Genomic DNA, 16,624 nt, shown 5'->3' on the forward strand with positions numbered 1-16,624 from the left:
CACTCAAGCACGGCCGCGTCCAATGCGTGGCCGTGTTTGTTTATGCGCAGCGGGCAATCTTCTGGGCAAGGCCTTAGCTTAGCGAATCTGCGCCGTGCTCAACGCCGGTATCGGACGGCTGCATGCGCAGCGTGGCGCGCAGCAGGTGAGCGCCCGCCAGTCGCGAACCGTAACTTTCCCAGTGCGATGACGCCATCGCGCGCGGCCAGGGTGCGGTTGATGATGCTCTCCGATTCCCGATTCCCCACTTGCAGCAGCGCCGCAGCATGCGAGAAGCTGCCCCGTCGATCTGTCCGAGAAGCCCGCATGACCCGCATTCGCCGCGCCACGCCGGATGATGCCGAAGCGCTGTCGCTTCTGGCCGCACAGACCTTTACCGAGACCTTCGGACATCTGTATCCGCAAGAAGACCTGCATGGTTTTCTGGAAGAGACCTATGCCGTGGAGCGTGCGCGTATCGTGCTGGCGCACCCGAATTACGCGATCTGGCTGTTGGAGATGGACAACCTGTTGGTCGGCCACGCAGCTGCCGGCCCCTGTGGGCTGCCGCATGACGAAGTGCGCCCCGGCGATGGAGAACTCAAGCGGTTGTATCTGCTGAAGGACTACCAGAACAGCGGCTGGGGCAGCCGGCTGTTCGAAACCGCGCTGCAATGGATGGAGCGCGACGGCCCGCGCAGCTTGTGGATCGGCGTGTGGTCGGAGAATTTCGGCGCGCAACGGTTCTACGCCCGCTACGGCTTCGAGAAGGTGGGCGAATGCGATTTTCCGGTCGGCAAGATCGTCGACCGCGAATACATTTTGCGGCGCAGGCCGGTGCTGGCAGCCGGCTGATCGCACCAGTGCTGCCGCTCAGTGCTGCCGCTCAGTGCGATTGCGCCTTCGCCCCTGCAGTCCCGCGCGCGCCAGGCACGCATCTGACGCCCATGTCCCGGTAACCACCGAAGTGTCCAACGCATCACCCATCAGCCCGGCCACGCCGCGGCGCAGTCCACGCGCCCAGGCGACCACCGCAACCGCCGACGTGTTGCTGGTACATGGCATCTGGAACACCGCGCACTGGCTGCTGCCGTTAGCGCGGCGGATGCGTGCCGACGGCCTGGCGCCTGCGCTGTTTGGCTACGCCAGCGTGCTCGGCGGGCCTGCGCAGGCGGTACCACGGTTGATCGAACGCCTGCGCGCCAGCCGCGCGCACTGGGTGGTCTGCCATAGCCTGGGCGGCCTGATGACCTTGCAGGCATTGAAGGATGCTCCCGACCTGCCGGTACGCCGCGTGGTGTGCCTGGGCTCGCCGTTATGCGGCAGTGCCGCCGCGCGCGGGCTGGCGCAACGTGGCGGGCTGTGGGCGATGGGCCGCAGCGCCGCGATCTTGCAACAGGGCTTCGCGCGCTGGGATGGCCAGGCCGAGATCGGTCAGGTGGCCGGCAGCGTCGCGCGCGGGGTCGGTCGTTGGCTTGCCCCGCTCGACGGCGGTTCGGACGGAACTGTTGCATTGGCCGAAACCCGTCTGCCCGGGTTGCGCGACCATTGCGTGGTGCGGGCAAGCCATAGCGGCCTGTTGCGCTCGCCCGAGGCCGCCGCACAGGCGCTGGCCTTCCTGCGCACCGGCCGCTTCCAGTCGTGAACATCTGCCAGCGGATGTTGTGGCCCCGGTGAGGGCAGGCAATCAGGTAAAATCCGCGCCCTGTCATCCAAGCCAGTCTGGAACCACCCATGGGTAGAGGCCCCTCGATCGAAGGCCGCAAGAACGCCTCCGACGCCAAACGCGGCAAGATGTTCACCAAGATCATCCGCGAGATCAGCGTGGCCGCCCGTGCCGGCGGCGGCGACCCGTCCAACAATCCGCGTCTGCGCACCGCCATGGACAAGGGTCTGTCGGCGAACATGTCCAAGGACGTGATCGAGCGCGCCATCAAGAAATCCACCGGCGAGCTGGAAGGCGTGGAATACGAAGAAGTGCGCTACGAGGGCTATGCCCCCGGCGGCGTTGCGGTGATCGTGGACTGCCTGACCGATAACCGCGTGCGCACCGTGGCCGACGTGCGCCATGCCTTCAGTAAATGCTGCGGCAACATGGGCACCGACGGCTCGGTGGCCTTCATGTTCAAGCGTCTGGGCGTGCTCAGCTTCGCCGCCGGCATCGACGAGGACACCCTCACCGACGCGGCAATCGAAGCCGGCGCCGACGATGTCGTGGTCTATCCCGAAGACGGCGCCATCGACGTGCTCACCGCCCCGGATGCCTTCGCCCAGGTCAGGGACGCCCTGGCCGCCGCCGGCCTTGAACCGGAGCACGCCGAAATCACCTTCCGTGCCGACAACGACATCGCCGTGGACGGCGACACCGCGGTGCAAGTGCGCAAGCTGCTGGACATGCTCGAAGACCTGGACGACGTGCAGGACGTGTATTCGAACGTCGATCAAGCGGCGCTTGGCGCCTAAATGAAGACGGGGATGGCAGGATTCGGCATTAGGGATTCGCAACAGCGATGCGACCGGCACGTTGCACGCGCTTTACCAATCCCTAATCCCCAATCCCCAATCCCGGCCGCTCGATGACCCGCATCCTGGGTATCGATCCCGGCTCGCAGCGCACCGGCATCGGCATCATCGATATCGACGAGGGCGGCCGCAGTCGGCATGTGCACCACGCGCCGCTGCTGTTGCTGGGCGAGGGCGACTTCTCGCAGCGGCTCAAGCGGCTGCTGCAGGGCCTGGGCGAGCTGATCGAGACCTACCGGCCGAACGAGGTGGCGATCGAGAAGGTGTTCATGGGCAAGAGTGCCGCTTCCGCGCTCAAGCTCGGTCACGCACGCGGCGCGGCCATCTGCGCGGTGGTCATGCGCGACCTGCCGGTGCATGAGTACGCCGCCAACGAGGTCAAGCTGGCGCTGGTCGGCAAAGGCGGCGCAGACAAGGTGCAGGTGCAGCACATGGTCGGCATCATGCTCAACTTGAAAGGCAAGCTGCAGCCCGACGCCGCCGACGCCTTGGCGGTCGCCATCACTCACGCTCACGTGCGCGCCACTGCGCAACGCTTGGGCGTCAATACCCAACAGGCCTGGAGCCGCAAGAAATGACAATCGGGATTTGGGATTGGAGATTTGGGATTCGCAACGGCGCGTCTGCGCGCGCTGTGCCGCTTCGGCGGTGCGTAGCCTTCGTTAACGGCAGCGAGGGAATTTGCCAATCCCCAATCCCGAATCCCGGATCCCGGCACCGCCACGGCGGTGCCCAATGATCGGCCGTCTGCGCGGGATCCTGGCCTACAAACAGCCGCCGTGGCTGGTGATCGATGTGGGCGGGGTGGGGTATGAGCTGGAGGCGCCGATGAGCACCTTCTACGACTTGCCCGATGTCGGTCGCGACGTGATCCTGTTTACCCATTACGCGCAAAAGGAAGACAGCGTGTCGCTGTACGGCTTTCTGCGCGAAGGCGAGCGGCGGCTGTTCCGCGACGTGCAGAAGGTCACCGGCATCGGCGCCAAGATCGCGCTGGCGGTGCTGTCTGGCGTGACCGTGGACGAGTTCGCGCGCCTGATCACCAGCGGCGACATCACCGCGCTGACCCGCATCCCCGGCATCGGCAAGAAGACTGCCGAGCGCATGGTGGTGGAGCTGCGCGACCGCGCGGCCGACTTCAGCAGCGGCGCGCCGATCACCGGTCAGTTGGGGCCGGACGCCATCTCCGAAGCCACCGTGGCCTTGCAGCAGCTGGGCTACAAGCCGGCCGAGGCCGCCCGCATGGCACGCGAAGCCGGTGCAGAAGGCGATGAAGTGGCCACGGTCATTCGCAAGGCGCTGCAAGCCGCGCTGCGTTGAGCGCAGCCGCCCCAGCACTGCGCTGCCGCCAAGCGAGCGCGGCCTTCACTCGGAATCGGGAGGGACGCCTCGTACACTGCGCATCCTTGCCCGCGGCCCGCCCGTACATTGGTCGCCTGCGCCGGTAGTGCAGCTGCCTTCGGCAGGCGCTGCGCCCCTCATCTTCTTCACGCTGTCTGGCGAAAACTGCTCACCTCATGTCCCACACCCCTACACCAGCAGCCGGCTCCGGCCACGCGCCCGCCAATAGCCAAACCGCCTTGGTCATCGGCGCCATCGGTGTCGTCTTCGGCGATATCGGTACCAGTCCGCTGTACACCCTGAAGGAGGCGTTTTCGCCGCATTATGGGTTGAACCCGGACCACGACACCGTGCTGGGCATCCTGTCGCTGGTGTTCTGGGCGCTGATGCTGGTGGTCACGCTCAAATACGTCACCGTGATCATGCGCGCCGACAACGACGGCGAGGGCGGCATCATGGCGCTCACCGCGCTTGCCCAACGCACGTTGCCGGGCGGTTCGCGCTCGATGTATGTGGTTGGCATCCTCGGCATCTTCGGTGCCTCGCTGTTCTTCGGCGACGGCGTCATCACCCCGGCCATTTCGGTGCTGTCGGCGGTGGAAGGCCTGGAGGTGGCCGCGCCCAAACTCGAACCGTTCGTCGTGCCGATCACCCTGGTGGTGCTGAGCATGCTGTTCCTGGCCCAGCGCTTCGGCACCGAGCGCGTGGGCAAGGCGTTCGGGCCGATCACGCTGGTCTGGTTCTTCGCATTAGGCGCAATCGGCGTCTACAACATGGCGCGCGCACCGGAAGTGCTGCACGCGCTGAACCCGTGGTGGGGCGTGCGTTTCTTCGCCGAACACAACTGGCATGCGGTATTCGTGCTCGGCGCGGTGGTGCTGGCCGTGACCGGCGGCGAGGCGCTGTACGCAGACATGGGCCATTTCGGCGCCAAGGCGATCCGTCGTTCCTGGCAGTTCGTGGTGCTGCCCATGCTGACCCTGACCTATCTGGGGCAGGGCGCGCTGGTGCTGCGCGATCCATCCGCGGTCAGCAATCCATTTTACGAAGCAGTGCCCGATTGGGCCTTGTACCCGATGATCGTGCTGGCCACTGCGGCCACGGTGATTGCCTCGCAGGCGCTGATCACCGGCGCCTATTCGGTGGCCAGCCAAGCCATGCAGCTGGGCTATATCCCGCGCATGCACATTCACCACACCTCGCACTCCACGATTGGTCAGATCTACGTGCCGGCGGTGAATTGGTGTCTGCTGGCGCTGGTGGCGGTGGCGGTGATCGGTTTCGGTGACTCGGCCTCGCTGGCGACCGCGTACGGCGTCTCGGTGACCGGCACCATGCTGATTACCACCGTATTGATGATCATCTATGCGCGCGCGAATCCGCGTATGCCGGCGCCGCTGCTGTGGCTGGTCGGGCTGGTGTTCCTGGCGGTGGACTGCGCATTCTTCTACGCCAACATCATCAAGTTCCTGGATGGCGCCTGGTTCCCGCTATTGCTGGGCCTGATCCTGTTCGTGCTGATGCGCACCTGGCGCCGCGGCCGCAAGCTGCTGCACGACGAGATCCGCAAGGACGGCATCAAGCTCGATACCTTTCTGCCCGGGTTGATGCTGGCGCCGCCGGTGCGCGTGCCCGGCACCGCAGTGTTTCTGACCGCCGACCCGATGGTGGTGCCGCACGCGCTGATGCATAACCTCAAGCACAACAAGGTGCTGCACGAGCGCAACGTGTTCCTGACGGTCGAAACGTTGCAGATGCCGTACGCGGCCGCTGGTAAACGGCTGAAGATCGACGCGATCGGCGACGAGTTCTACCGCGTGCATGTGCGTTTCGGCTTCATGGAGACCCCAGACGTGCCGCTGGCGCTGATGCGCTCCTGCGACCAGGGCGGGATCTATTTCGATCCGATGGACACCACATATTTCGCCAGCCGCGAAACCATCGTGGCCAGCGCCAACCGCGGCATGCCGATCTGGCGCGACAAGCTGTTCGCGCTGATGCATCGTAATGCCGCCCCGGCCACCGGGTTCTTCCGCATTCCTGGCAACCGCCTGGTCGAACTAGGTGCGCAAGTCGAGATCTAAGGAAACTCTGAACAACTCCCCTTGATCCTGCGACAATCACACAGACGCAACGGGACAACGACGATGCAACTGACCTTCGGCGATGCGGAGTACAACGGCAAGCGCAAGCGGACGCGGCGTGAGGTGTTCTTGGCCGAGATGGACCAGGTCGTGCCGTGGAAGGATCTGCTGGCACTGATCGAACCGCACTACCCGAAGTCGGGGCAGCCGGGGCGACAGCCGTATCGGCTGGAGACGATGCTGCGCATCCACTTTTTGCAGCAGTGGTACGCACTGAGCGATCCATCGGCGGAAGAAGCACTGTACGACACGGTGTCGATGCGCCGTTTTGCGAAGATCGGCGGGCTGGATGAGGTGCCGGATGAAACGACGATTCTCAACTTCCGGCATTTGCTGGAGCGGCATGATTTGGCGCGCAAGCTGTTCAACCGGGTCAACGCGCACCTGTCGCGTAAAGGGCAGAGTCTGCGGGGCGGGACGATCGTGGATGCCACGATCATTGCGGCGCCAAGTTCGACCAAGAACAAGGATGGCGAGCGCGATCCGGACATGCACCAGACCAAGAAGGGCAACCAGTACTTCTTCGGGATGAAGGCGCACATCGGGGTGGACGATGAGTCGGGCCTGGTGCACCACGTGGAATGCACGGCGGCCAACGCAGCGGACATCACGCAGGCGCACAAGCTGCTGCACGGCAAGGAAGACACTGTGAGCGGCGACAGCGGCTACACCGGGCTGGACAAGCGCGATGAGATGAAGGGCAAGCGCACGCTGCGCTACCTGATCGCGGAGAAGCCCTCGAAGCTGAAGCAGATCAAGAATAAGCGCGAACTGAAGTTGGCCAAGCGCTGGGAGCACACCAAAGCCAGCCTGCGTGCGAAGGTGGAACACCCGTTTCGGGTGATCAAGCGTCAGTTTGGTTACGTCAAGGTGCGCTATCGCGGTTTGGCGAAGAACACCGCACAGGTGCTGACGCTGTTTGCACTATCGAATCTGTGGCTGACGCGCAAAGCGTTAATGCCTGCTGCGGGGAAGCTGTGCCTGTAATCCAGGCAACACCCCGCAAACGTGCCGAAACCGGCAAAAAATCGGCGATTTGAGCGCCCTCAGCGCGGCGGATGCGGTTGCTTCGTTTTCCGGTCGCGTTGATCAGACCATCCCTAAGTCCGGAAAAACAAACAGAATACTTGCAAAAAGCGAACGAGACAGGCAGGCAGCTAAGCGAGCAACTGACTAATTTTGAGAAGCGCTACCCGCTTCCTAAATCCCGTTTTTCGCCGATTGCGCCAAAACAAGTGGGCAGTGAAAATACGCTTGATTTTGAATTGGATAAGGTCATGAGGGTTAAAGATCCATCCACGCAAAGGCCTAAGCTGTGAGTGCAAGGAGGGAAGCCCCAAAAAGCCGGGGCTTTTTCTTTCCCATCCATGCCCCTCCGGGGCGGGCGTGGCCATTGGCCACCTGCGGCCCGTCCTGGGCCTTGGCCGCCTTTGGCGGCTGGTTATCACGGAATAAATAGAAGAGAGCGTGACTTTTCTCACGCAAAAAATAACCCCGGGGTGATTGACTTAATCATTCCCGGGGTTACTATCTTGAAAGCGGCTCCAAAGACGACTAATCTTTGAAGCGAGCAATGTAGGCTCAAACTACGATTACCCAGGCGGCGCCCCTTGTGGCCATACTAACAAGCCTGACGAAATCCGCAAGTCCTTCCACATTACTCGCGCAAAGACTGATCCTTGAAGAGCCGGCGCGGTTGAGGCTAGGCGGGCACTCCAACAGAAAATTGGAGCTAAACGGTTCTCTCAATCTGTTTTCGATAACAAGCGTGTGGTATTCAGCCACTGGGGATTAACGATTTAGGGCACCCTTTTAAGCTGTCATCGAGTCGCGTCGATGGAATGTTGCCAAGGCCACCGGCAGAGAGAAAGCGTGATTCAAATCACGCGCGCTAACCTGGGCAGCGATGGCAACATCGTGAATAGCGCTAGTTTTATTGCGTTGCAGTGCAGTAAGACACACCCTCAGCCGTTTTCTTTGCGGCACTACAAGCGAGGGATAGAGTTTCAAACTCTCAGCCGTTTCCCGGCTGGGCTAGGGGCAGCTCTGCCTGCGGTTTCTTGCGAACGCAAGGCTTTCCCTAGCGCAAGCGTCAGGGCGTAGCCGCTCCTGACTGAGCGAAAGCGAAGAAACGGCGGCCTGCCAAGGGCCGCCACGGGGACTGGGGGCGGTGCCAGCCCCCAGCAAGGCGCGAAGCGCCGCAGGGCTTTCAGCCACTGAGCGGCAAAACAATGAGTCGCGTTGATAGGAGCAGCGCGACTGGGGGAGAGCTATCCCGAAAATCCGGGATCATTTTCCCCACGCATGTCACCCCTGCGCCGGACGCCCCCTGGAAGGGGGCTGGCTGTAACCCGGGCTTCGCCCATCCCACTGACGGCCTTGCCGTCAGCGCTTGCGCCTGTAACAATAGTAGTTTACATCGACCGGGCAGGGGGAAATTGTCATGCATTTGTATGGAGATAAATGAAATGAAACTGCTAAGGGGATTTTTGTTGTTGTTTTTGGTGATTTCATCTCAGGCGTGGGCTCAATCACCAACGATAAAAGCAGTAACGCCATTTGATGAGGTTGTGGCCACTGCGGGGATTGAGAATAGCCTAAGGGCAGTTCTCAATGGTCAATATGCTCCCTTCAAGGAAAACTTTGACGAGGTAGGTAATCCTACTCAGCTTAAAGACGGTGGTGTCTTAATTGATGGATGGAAAAAGGGGAGGTCGGCGACCGATGCAGCTGCTTTTGTCTACTACCCCGATGGACGGGTTTACGCCGCTTACTACACAGCCACTGCGGGACGCATTCGGTATTTTAGCTCCGACCATGGAAAAATCCATATTGCTATTCAAGCCTGGGCCAAGCGTTTTGCGCCTCAATTTGAAGTTGAGCGTAAAGCGACGTCCGTTTTCTCTGGCTCGCGCAATTCAGTGTCAGCGAGCGCGGCAGATCCTACTGCAGCAGAACAAGCCGAAATGCGCAAGGTAGCTGCCTCTATTTGGGGGCAGTCGCTTGCGGATGGTTGGGAGATGAATGCGGCGGTTGGCGATATTCTTGGAACTGTCACCAAAGAGATTATGGAGTGCTCTGAGGCATATAGTTTAGTTCCGAAGCCGGTCGGTTGGATCCCGGGATGGTCTTATGTCGCCAAAACCGCACTTCAAATTGTCACTTATGTAGCTGGCGTGCACAAAGACCGGCGCTATAAAGTGTGCGTTGATTCAGCGGCGCTTAACTGGCGAACCCCGATCGAAGCGGCCTCGTTAGGAATTTAGCTTTAATATGTTTGAATTGCTTGCTCAAATCGCTGATGTTATTTCAAGCTACTTCGGGCAAGCAAATAGTCGCCATGCTTGGCGTTATCTACTGATATCGCTGGTCATAGTCGTATTTGGCTGTCTGTATCTTTTGCTATGAAAAGGTGCGTCAGTGTCAAACTGACGCACCTTCTCTAAGTAGTTAAGGAAACTCTGAACAACTCCCCTTGATCCTGCGACAATCACACAGACGCAACGGGACAACGACGATGCAACTGACCTTCGGCGATGCGGAGTACAACGGCAAGCGCAAGCGGACGCGGCGTGAGGTGTTCTTGGCCGAGATGGACCAGGTCGTGCCGTGGAAGGATCTGCTGGCACTGATCGAACCGCACTACCCGAAGTCGGGGCAGCCGGGGCGACAGCCGTATCGGCTGGAGACGATGCTGCGCATCCACTTTTTGCAGCAGTGGTACGCACTGAGCGATCCATCGGCGGAAGAAGCACTGTACGACACGGTGTCGATGCGCCGTTTTGCGAAGATCGGCGGGCTGGATGAGGTGCCGGATGAAACGACGATTCTCAACTTCCGGCATTTGCTGGAGCGGCATGATTTGGCGCGCAAGCTGTTCAACCGGGTCAACGCGCACCTGTCGCGTAAAGGGCAGAGTCTGCGGGGCGGGACGATCGTGGATGCCACGATCATTGCGGCGCCAAGTTCGACCAAGAACAAGGATGGCGAGCGCGATCCGGACATGCACCAGACCAAGAAGGGCAACCAGTACTTCTTCGGGATGAAGGCGCACATCGGGGTGGACGATGAGTCGGGCCTGGTGCACCACGTGGAATGCACGGCGGCCAACGCAGCGGACATCACGCAGGCGCACAAGCTGCTGCACGGCAAGGAAGACACTGTGAGCGGCGACAGCGGCTACACCGGGCTGGACAAGCGCGATGAGATGAAGGGCAAGCGCACGCTGCGCTACCTGATCGCGGAGAAGCCCTCGAAGCTGAAGCAGATCAAGAATAAGCGCGAACTGAAGTTGGCCAAGCGCTGGGAGCACACCAAAGCCAGCCTGCGTGCGAAGGTGGAACACCCGTTTCGGGTGATCAAGCGTCAGTTTGGTTACGTCAAGGTGCGCTATCGCGGTTTGGCGAAGAACACCGCACAGGTGCTGACGCTGTTTGCACTATCGAATCTGTGGCTGACGCGCAAAGCGTTAATGCCTGCTGCGGGGAAGCTGTGCCTGTAATCCAGGCAACACCCCGCAAACGTGCCGAAACCGGCAAAAAATCGGCGATTTGAGCGCCCTCAGCGCGGCGGATGCGGTTGCTTCGTTTTCCGGTCGCGTTGATCAGACCATCCCTAACAACTTGCCACCCTTGAGCATGTTGTTGCTGTCTTTCATGAAGGCCGGCGCGCTCCACGGGCTGGCAAACGTGGTCAACTTGCCGCCGGCCGCCGCAATGGCTTGGCGCAACATCGGGATGCGGTACTTCGCATCGTGCTTGACCGAAAAACTCTTCAGCGCCGCATCGCCTTCCTTGATGTAGGTGTAGCTGCCGCTGCTGAAGTCCGAGCTATGGATGGTGGTACGCGCCAGCGTGTAGCCGATCCCCTTCTGCGGATCGTAATAGGCCGTGAGCAGCGCACGTTGCGCACGCTTGGGCAGCTTGGCGAAGGTCTCTGCGCTGGAATCGGTAATCGCGCCGCCGATGCCCAGCAGTTCCTGAAATTGCCGGTGCGGATTGACGAAGATGGAGTTTTCTTTCTCGGTCAGCGCATGCCCGGCGGCAGGAGCAGCAGCTGTGCTGACGCGCATCTGCTGCGTGGCGCCTTGAGAACTGGTGTAGATGCGCAGTGCACCAGTGCTGCTCACCGCTGGCGAGGTCTCATCTACCGCTGTTGGCGTCGCGGCGGATGCAACAGCCGTCGCTGCTGCACTCGCGCTGCCCAGCGTGCCCAGCCCAATCCCCAACACCCCCACCACCGACCACGTCATCGCTCGCTTCACTGCATACCCTCCCAGGTAGATCGCGCAAGCCTAACCGACCAACGCGCCGCAACATCGCGGGACAAACGGGCGCAAGCGCAAGAAGATGTAACATCAGACTGCCTTCTCCCGCCGGGACATTGTCCCCTTCATGGGGGAGAAGGTGGCGCGCAGCACCGGATGAGGGTACGTGTGCACGTGGCGGTGCCGGTAGGGCGTGATGCATCACAAACAGTGACACATGCAAATCTGCAATCTGCACTAATGCAAGCACCCGTACCCTCACCCCAACCCCTCGCCCGGAGGGAGAGGGGCCAAGCCGCGACGCCAGCATTTCCTTCTCCCATCGGGGCATTGCCCCCCCTTTATGGAGGAGAAGGTGGCGCAGCGTCGGATGAGGATACGTGTGCACTTAAAGGTGCCGGCCACGCGTAATGCATCGCGAACAAAACAACGCACAAGACTTCAATCTGCATCAATCCCAGCAACCGTACCCTCACCGCTCTCCCGGAGTGAGAGGGGCTCAATCATTTGCGCGACAAACGATCCAAGATCCCAGGCACTTCCGCGGGAATCTCGCGCGCGAGAAATCCCACAGTGCCAATCCGCTTCGACAGCTGCTTACCCGCAGCCGCGTGCACAAACACGCCCCATAGCGCAGCAGTCAACGCATCGCTACCCCGCGCAGCAAACCCTGCGATCAAGCCGGCCAAGGTATCGCCAGACCCGGATGTGCCCAACCCCGGCACACCACCGCGATGCACCCACAACACACCATCCGGCCCAGCGATAAAACTGTCCGCGCCCTTGACGATCACCACGCTGCGCATCTTCTGTGCGAAAGCCAGCGCGTACTCGCCCGGCGCTGCTTCCACCGCAGCCTTGTCGTCGCCAGCGAGGGTCGCCATCTCCCCCGCATGCGGCGTTAGCACAAATGGCCGCCCAGGCGGCGCACGCAAACTGCGCAACAATGCCCCCGCATCCAGCACCAAGGTGCAGACCGCCTTTGCAGCGGCCAGCTTGACCAGTGCCGCTGTTGTCGTGGAAGACGCCATACCCGGCCCGATCACGGCCGCGTCGCATGCTGCAAGCGCTGCATCCAAGGCACGATGCCCGCGCGTGATCTCGCCCTGCCCGTTCTGCCCCAGGCCCAGCACCAATGCCTCCGGCACCGCCAGCGCCATTGCGGGCGCCACACTCGCAGCAGTGGCGATCTGCAACTTGCCCGCGCCTGCGCGCAACGCGGCTTCGCCCGCCAGCAATGCAGCGCCAGGCACGCGCATCGACCCGCCCACCACCAGCACGCGGCCACGCTGCTCCTTGTCGCCGCCGGGCGATGGCAACGGCATCGCACGCAGTGCAGTGGCGGTGAGTGTGCGGATGCGCGCGGCAGCCATCAGCGTGCTCCGGCCGGGCGATCGGATTCGGTCGTCACCGGCTCATCGGCCAATTCGGGCGGCACGAATTTTGTCCGCACCAATTCCAGCGATTGCCCATCGACGGCGGCCGCATATTCGGTGACACCACAGTTCGGCACATCGCCTTGGCGATCGATGGCCAGGATGGTGGCCTCGTCCATCCGCTCGATCAGGTAGCGGAAGCAATTGACGATCACCTGATGCCCCACGATCAGCACGCGCGCGCCCACATGGTTGCGCTGCAGGTCGCCCACGATGCTGCGCAAGCGAAAGATCACATCGCACCAGCTCTCGCCACCGGGCGGGCGAAAATAGAATTTGCCGACCAGCGTGCGTTGCTCGGCCAACTCTGGAAACGTCGCCAGAATGCCGGCCGTGGTGTAACGGTCGAGCACGCCGAATTCCTTCTCGCGCAGCCGCTCGTCCACGCTCACCGCATCGGCCGGCTGCCCAAGCGCACGCGCAACCGCAGCAGCGGTCTGCCGCGCACGCACGTAGGTGGAACTCAAGATCAAGGTCGGCCGCTCGTGCGCGGGCAAGCCAGCCATCCAGGCGCCCAAGGCCTCCGCCTGCCGCTCGCCCAAGCCCGATAACGGCACATCCGCATCGCGGTGTTCCAGGTCGATCAACGCTGCCCCATTGGACTCGGCCAGATCGCGCGCCACGTTGCCCGCACTCTGCCCATGTCGCACCACCCACAACCGCGCCGGCCACTGCGCCGACACACCCGCAACCGCGCTGGTCTCACTCACACCCATCTCCTGCATGACGTCGCCACCACGTGTCGCACAGCTGCCGTGAACAGCTGGTCGACCACGCCGATGGCCACGTCATCGCCGCGCCACCGGTGTCATGCATGAGCCCGCAGACAGCCTCGCTGCGGCGGACACGGCACGACGCACACGCCAGCGCATTCCAATGGATGCGTAACCCTGCATCGGTATACTGCAGCCCCCTGCAGATCGCTCGCTCATGTCCAACGTCCTTCAGCTGCGCACCGCAAAACAACGCGAAGAGCTCCTGCTAGACGACGTACTGGACGCCGCCGAGCGCTGCATCGACGAGATCGGCCTGTCCGCCACCAGCTTCGAACTGATCGCCGAACGCGCGCGCCTGGCATGCGGCAACCTGCTGCAGCGTTTCGCAGACAAAGATGCCCTAGTGCGCGCACTGCTGGAACGCAACTACATGCGCGCCATCCGCCAGATGTGGCTGGTGGAACGACCGGCCAACGTGCACGTGGTGGACTTCATTGCCGGCCTGCTCGAAGACTGGCTGCTGCAGGAAATCAACATCAAGCGCACCCGCATCGACCTGGAGCTACACCTGGCCACCTTGCGCGACCCGGTGCTGGCCGCCTTCATGCGCCGGCAGAGCGCCTCGCTGATCGAACACCTCAGCGCCTTGCTCAAACGCCTGCTCCGCGGCCACACCGACACCGCCAGCAGCGAACAGGAATTCCAGGCCCGCGTCTTCGCCGTCGCCGCCATGTGCGGCGGCCTGCACAGCGTGATGACCAGCGGCATGGAACTCAACCGCATGCATCTGCAGCTGATCCTGCGCGAGAGCCTGTCAGGCATCCTCAAGTCGGCGCCGGTGTAGCCCTTAAGCGGCACCGGCTCGTCGATTGCGGACCGCATGCTTCCGCCATCTGCCAGCGCCCACTCAATTTGCCGACGACGTTGACGCTTCCTCCACTGCACGGGCCCTGGCTGCCTGCAAAAGCTGGGTGACCAACCTGTGCGCATCGCCGCCAACACCGCTGGCCGCGTTCCACAGATCCGGGGGCAAGCGAGAACGCTCCACCGTTATGAGGTGCAGCAGATCCCTGGCTAACGCAATCTGCTCGCCTACGTTCATGTCAGGACCGGGATTGTCGGCATCCGGCGTGCTCACCATTTCGAGCGCCGCATCCAGACACGCTTCGGTGGTCCCCAATTCCCGCGCCCGCTGGCCTTTTTGCCCACGCGCTTGCGCCCGTATGTACCCGTTAGCGAGATACTCAATGGCCTTTAAGCCACCGTATGCCGCCGCCGCGCCAAGCATTGTCTTGGCACCTCCCAAGGCCACGCTTTCATGGTAGCGAGGGTCAGCAGCAGAACCGGCTTGCATCGAGTTTTTGTAAAAAGTGTTTCCGCCATAAGCAAACACCAGTCCAGCGCCCACCACAGCTGCGCTATCTGCTAATTCACGCACCGCATTGGCCACGCGCACGCCAGCGGCTTGTTCCTGCGGCTGCGCGCCTTGAGCGGCCGCCCTCCCGGCCGGCCTGAGAGGCGCCTCACGTACAACCCGCCGCGGCAGACTCTGGGCCAGCTGCGTATTGGCATGCGGGTCATGGAAACGTGCAGAGGGGCCGGCATCTGACGCGGGAACCCTATCTTCCTGACTCTGCTTCGCCCCCCCGGCGCACTGCCGTCGTCATCGCCACAGGATGCATACATCACCTCTCATAGATAGATGGAACCCCATTGTTCCGTTGCCCAATCACGCACGCGCGGCATTGCCCGAATAAGCGTGACCGATGGCGAAACGCGCACCACAATTCCCGACACATTGGATGGCAAGCATGGTCGATCCAGGCAAAGCGCCCTGCTGGGCGATCGACTGCTGGCCATGTGCTGGCGATCTGCTACCACGCGTCGAACCGGGTGAAATCGCGCATCATGGGCCGACCGCTACGCATGCAGCACACATCCGAGAGCTACATGGCCAACGTCTCTTTGCCACCGCTAGCGCAGTGCTCTCACGCAACCCGTCTTCTGGCTGCCGAAGCAGCGGGCTCGCATCGCCACAGCGCGCGGTCGCTCAGGCGTCGCAATACAAAACCGTTGCTCTTGCCCCGGGGCCACGCGGTAAGGACTGTGGACCGCCAAGACGGTGACAGAGCCTGCTGACGCCGACGCGGGCAAAGGCTGTCCTCTGCATTGCCAGCGACTCAACGTCTATCGTTGTTTGATGGCCTGCTGTGCAGACCTCTTTGAAGATCGCTACGGCAGAAGTTGCTGTCGAGCGCCCTACAGCCGGTGCTACGCAGCAGCTCGTCGCGTATCTTGAAGTTGGCGGCGGTGACGCGTTAGCGCAGCGCTGGACGCCGATTGACGCCCGTGCACTCAGGACGTCGACGACGTGGACGCCGCCTTCGCTGCGCGGGCCGCTGCCGCTGCCAGAAGCCGTTCGACCAACACATGCGGGTCGCGCACGCCGCTGGCCGCGCTCCACAGTTCAGGCGGCAAGCGGGAACGCTCTGCGGTGATGAGATTCAGCAGATCCTTGGCCAGGGCCGTCTGCTCGCCAAGGGTCAAGTGGGCGTAAGGACCATCTTCCTCCGGCATAGTCACCATTTCGACCGACGTATCAAGACAGGCGACCGTTGTTTCCAGCTCGCTAGCCCTCTGTGCCTTCTGCACGGGCGGCCGTTGCGCATCCGCCCGCGCCTGCGCCTCAATGTAACGGTCAGCCAAATAATCCGCCAAGGTCACCCCACCGAACGCCACTGCAGAACCCACAGCTCCCAGAGCCGAGATCCTTGCATAGGTCTTAGAGTATTCATCGTGTGTTGCATACCCATAAGCGCCAACGCCTGCCGCACAGACAACATTAAAGCCGAAGACTGACACCACAGGAGCAGCGCAAATGTGCGCCGCTAGCCGCCCGAACCGCGCGATGCGGACGCCAGGAGGCGTGCGCGCCGCCCTGAGCGGCGCTTCACGCATGGGCAAGCGTCGCAACTCCTGAACCAGTTGCGTATTGGCATGCGGGTCACTGGCCGGTGCAGACGGGCCAGCATCTGCCACGGTCGCGCCCTCTTGCTGCTCGCGCCTGGCACCTCGCCGCGTGACGGATGTCAATGCTAAAGGTTGCATGGTCACCTCTCCGCTATCGATGCGCTCCACTGTTCACCAGCGTGATCGTGCATGATGCATCCTGCCGAAAAACCATTGCCGAACACGAAACAAGCGGCACTGCGCATGCCA

The 16,624-nt window shown here is 62.2% G+C and carries 14 protein-coding genes and 2 pseudogenes; 11 read left to right on the forward strand and 5 right to left on the reverse strand.

Features of this window, described 5'->3' with window-relative positions:
• Nucleotides 1–306: 306 nt before the first annotated feature.
• From KWO_RS16025 to KWO_RS16070, 10 genes are all read left to right on the forward strand, one after another.
• Nucleotides 307–834, forward strand: a complete 528-nt coding sequence (locus KWO_RS16025) for a GNAT family N-acetyltransferase (protein ID WP_010379628.1) — start codon at nt 307–309, stop codon at nt 832–834.
• Between the two features lie 112 nt (nt 835–946).
• Complete coding sequence (locus KWO_RS16030; protein WP_017112578.1) at nt 947–1,624, forward strand: alpha/beta hydrolase; 678 nt, start codon at nt 947–949, stop codon at nt 1,622–1,624.
• A gap of 89 nt (nt 1,625–1,713) precedes the next feature.
• A complete protein-coding gene (locus KWO_RS16035; RefSeq protein WP_010379631.1) occupies nt 1,714–2,442 on the forward strand; it encodes a YebC/PmpR family DNA-binding transcriptional regulator in 729 nt (242 codons plus the stop codon).
• A gap of 113 nt (nt 2,443–2,555) precedes the next feature.
• Nucleotides 2,556–3,080 carry a crossover junction endodeoxyribonuclease RuvC gene (gene ruvC, locus KWO_RS16040; RefSeq protein WP_010363966.1) on the forward strand — a complete coding sequence of 175 codons (525 nt, stop codon included), beginning with the start codon at nt 2,556–2,558 and terminating at the stop codon, nt 3,078–3,080.
• A gap of 157 nt (nt 3,081–3,237) precedes the next feature.
• Entirely contained in the window at nt 3,238–3,822 is a 585-nt protein-coding gene (gene ruvA / locus KWO_RS16045) for a Holliday junction branch migration protein RuvA (RefSeq protein WP_010363969.1), read from the forward strand.
• Between the two features lie 197 nt (nt 3,823–4,019).
• Complete coding sequence (locus KWO_RS16050; RefSeq protein ID WP_010379632.1) at nt 4,020–5,927, forward strand: potassium transporter Kup; 1,908 nt, start codon at nt 4,020–4,022, stop codon at nt 5,925–5,927.
• A gap of 63 nt (nt 5,928–5,990) precedes the next feature.
• Complete coding sequence (locus KWO_RS16055; RefSeq protein ID WP_017113471.1) at nt 5,991–6,974, forward strand: IS5 family transposase; 984 nt, start codon at nt 5,991–5,993, stop codon at nt 6,972–6,974.
• A gap of 71 nt (nt 6,975–7,045) precedes the next feature.
• Nucleotides 7,046–7,306: a hypothetical protein gene (locus KWO_RS16060; RefSeq protein WP_125168843.1), complete on the forward strand. Its 261-nt coding sequence runs from the start codon at nt 7,046–7,048 to the stop codon at nt 7,304–7,306.
• A 1,149-nt stretch (nt 7,307–8,455) separates the two neighbouring features.
• Nucleotides 8,456–9,253: a hypothetical protein gene (locus KWO_RS23100; RefSeq protein WP_227254246.1), complete on the forward strand. Its 798-nt coding sequence runs from the start codon at nt 8,456–8,458 to the stop codon at nt 9,251–9,253.
• A gap of 251 nt (nt 9,254–9,504) precedes the next feature.
• Nucleotides 9,505–10,488, forward strand: coding sequence for an IS5 family transposase (locus KWO_RS16070; RefSeq protein ID WP_017113471.1), 984 nt, complete (start codon nt 9,505–9,507; stop codon nt 10,486–10,488).
• Between the two features lie 114 nt (nt 10,489–10,602).
• Here KWO_RS16070 and KWO_RS16075 read toward each other — a convergent pair.
• The 3 genes and pseudogenes from KWO_RS16075 to KWO_RS16085 all read right to left on the reverse strand — a co-directional run.
• A pseudogene (locus tag KWO_RS16075) lies at nt 10,603–11,217 on the reverse strand (glycosyl hydrolase); the annotation flags it as partial.
• A gap of 539 nt (nt 11,218–11,756) precedes the next feature.
• A complete protein-coding gene (locus tag KWO_RS16080; protein ID WP_010368470.1) occupies nt 11,757–12,626 on the reverse strand; it encodes an NAD(P)H-hydrate dehydratase in 870 nt (289 codons plus the stop codon).
• Nucleotides 12,626–13,405, reverse strand: a complete 780-nt coding sequence (locus KWO_RS16085) for a histidine phosphatase family protein (RefSeq protein WP_010376197.1) — start codon at nt 13,403–13,405, stop codon at nt 12,626–12,628. The genes KWO_RS16080 and KWO_RS16085 overlap by 1 nt, the downstream gene beginning before the upstream one ends.
• A gap of 214 nt (nt 13,406–13,619) precedes the next feature.
• On the opposite strand from KWO_RS16085, the gene KWO_RS16090 reads away from it, so the two are divergent.
• Nucleotides 13,620–14,249 (forward strand): TetR/AcrR family transcriptional regulator, encoded by a 630-nt coding sequence (locus tag KWO_RS16090; RefSeq protein ID WP_010376195.1) that lies wholly within the window; start codon nt 13,620–13,622, stop codon nt 14,247–14,249.
• A gap of 63 nt (nt 14,250–14,312) precedes the next feature.
• Here KWO_RS16090 and xopAV (KWO_RS16095) read toward each other — a convergent pair.
• Both xopAV (KWO_RS16095) and xopAV (KWO_RS16100) read right to left on the reverse strand, forming a co-directional pair.
• A pseudogene (gene xopAV / locus KWO_RS16095) lies at nt 14,313–15,072 on the reverse strand (type III secretion system effector XopAV).
• A 688-nt stretch (nt 15,073–15,760) separates the two neighbouring features.
• On the reverse strand, nt 15,761–16,543 hold the full coding sequence (xopAV, locus tag KWO_RS16100; protein ID WP_017114053.1) for a type III secretion system effector XopAV: 783 nt from the start codon (nt 16,541–16,543) through the stop codon (nt 15,761–15,763).
• Nucleotides 16,544–16,624 lie beyond the last annotated feature (81 nt).

Source organism: Xanthomonas vasicola pv. musacearum NCPPB 4379 (genome assembly GCF_000277895.2).
In the GTDB taxonomy this organism is placed as follows: domain Bacteria; phylum Pseudomonadota; class Gammaproteobacteria; order Xanthomonadales; family Xanthomonadaceae; genus Xanthomonas; species Xanthomonas vasicola.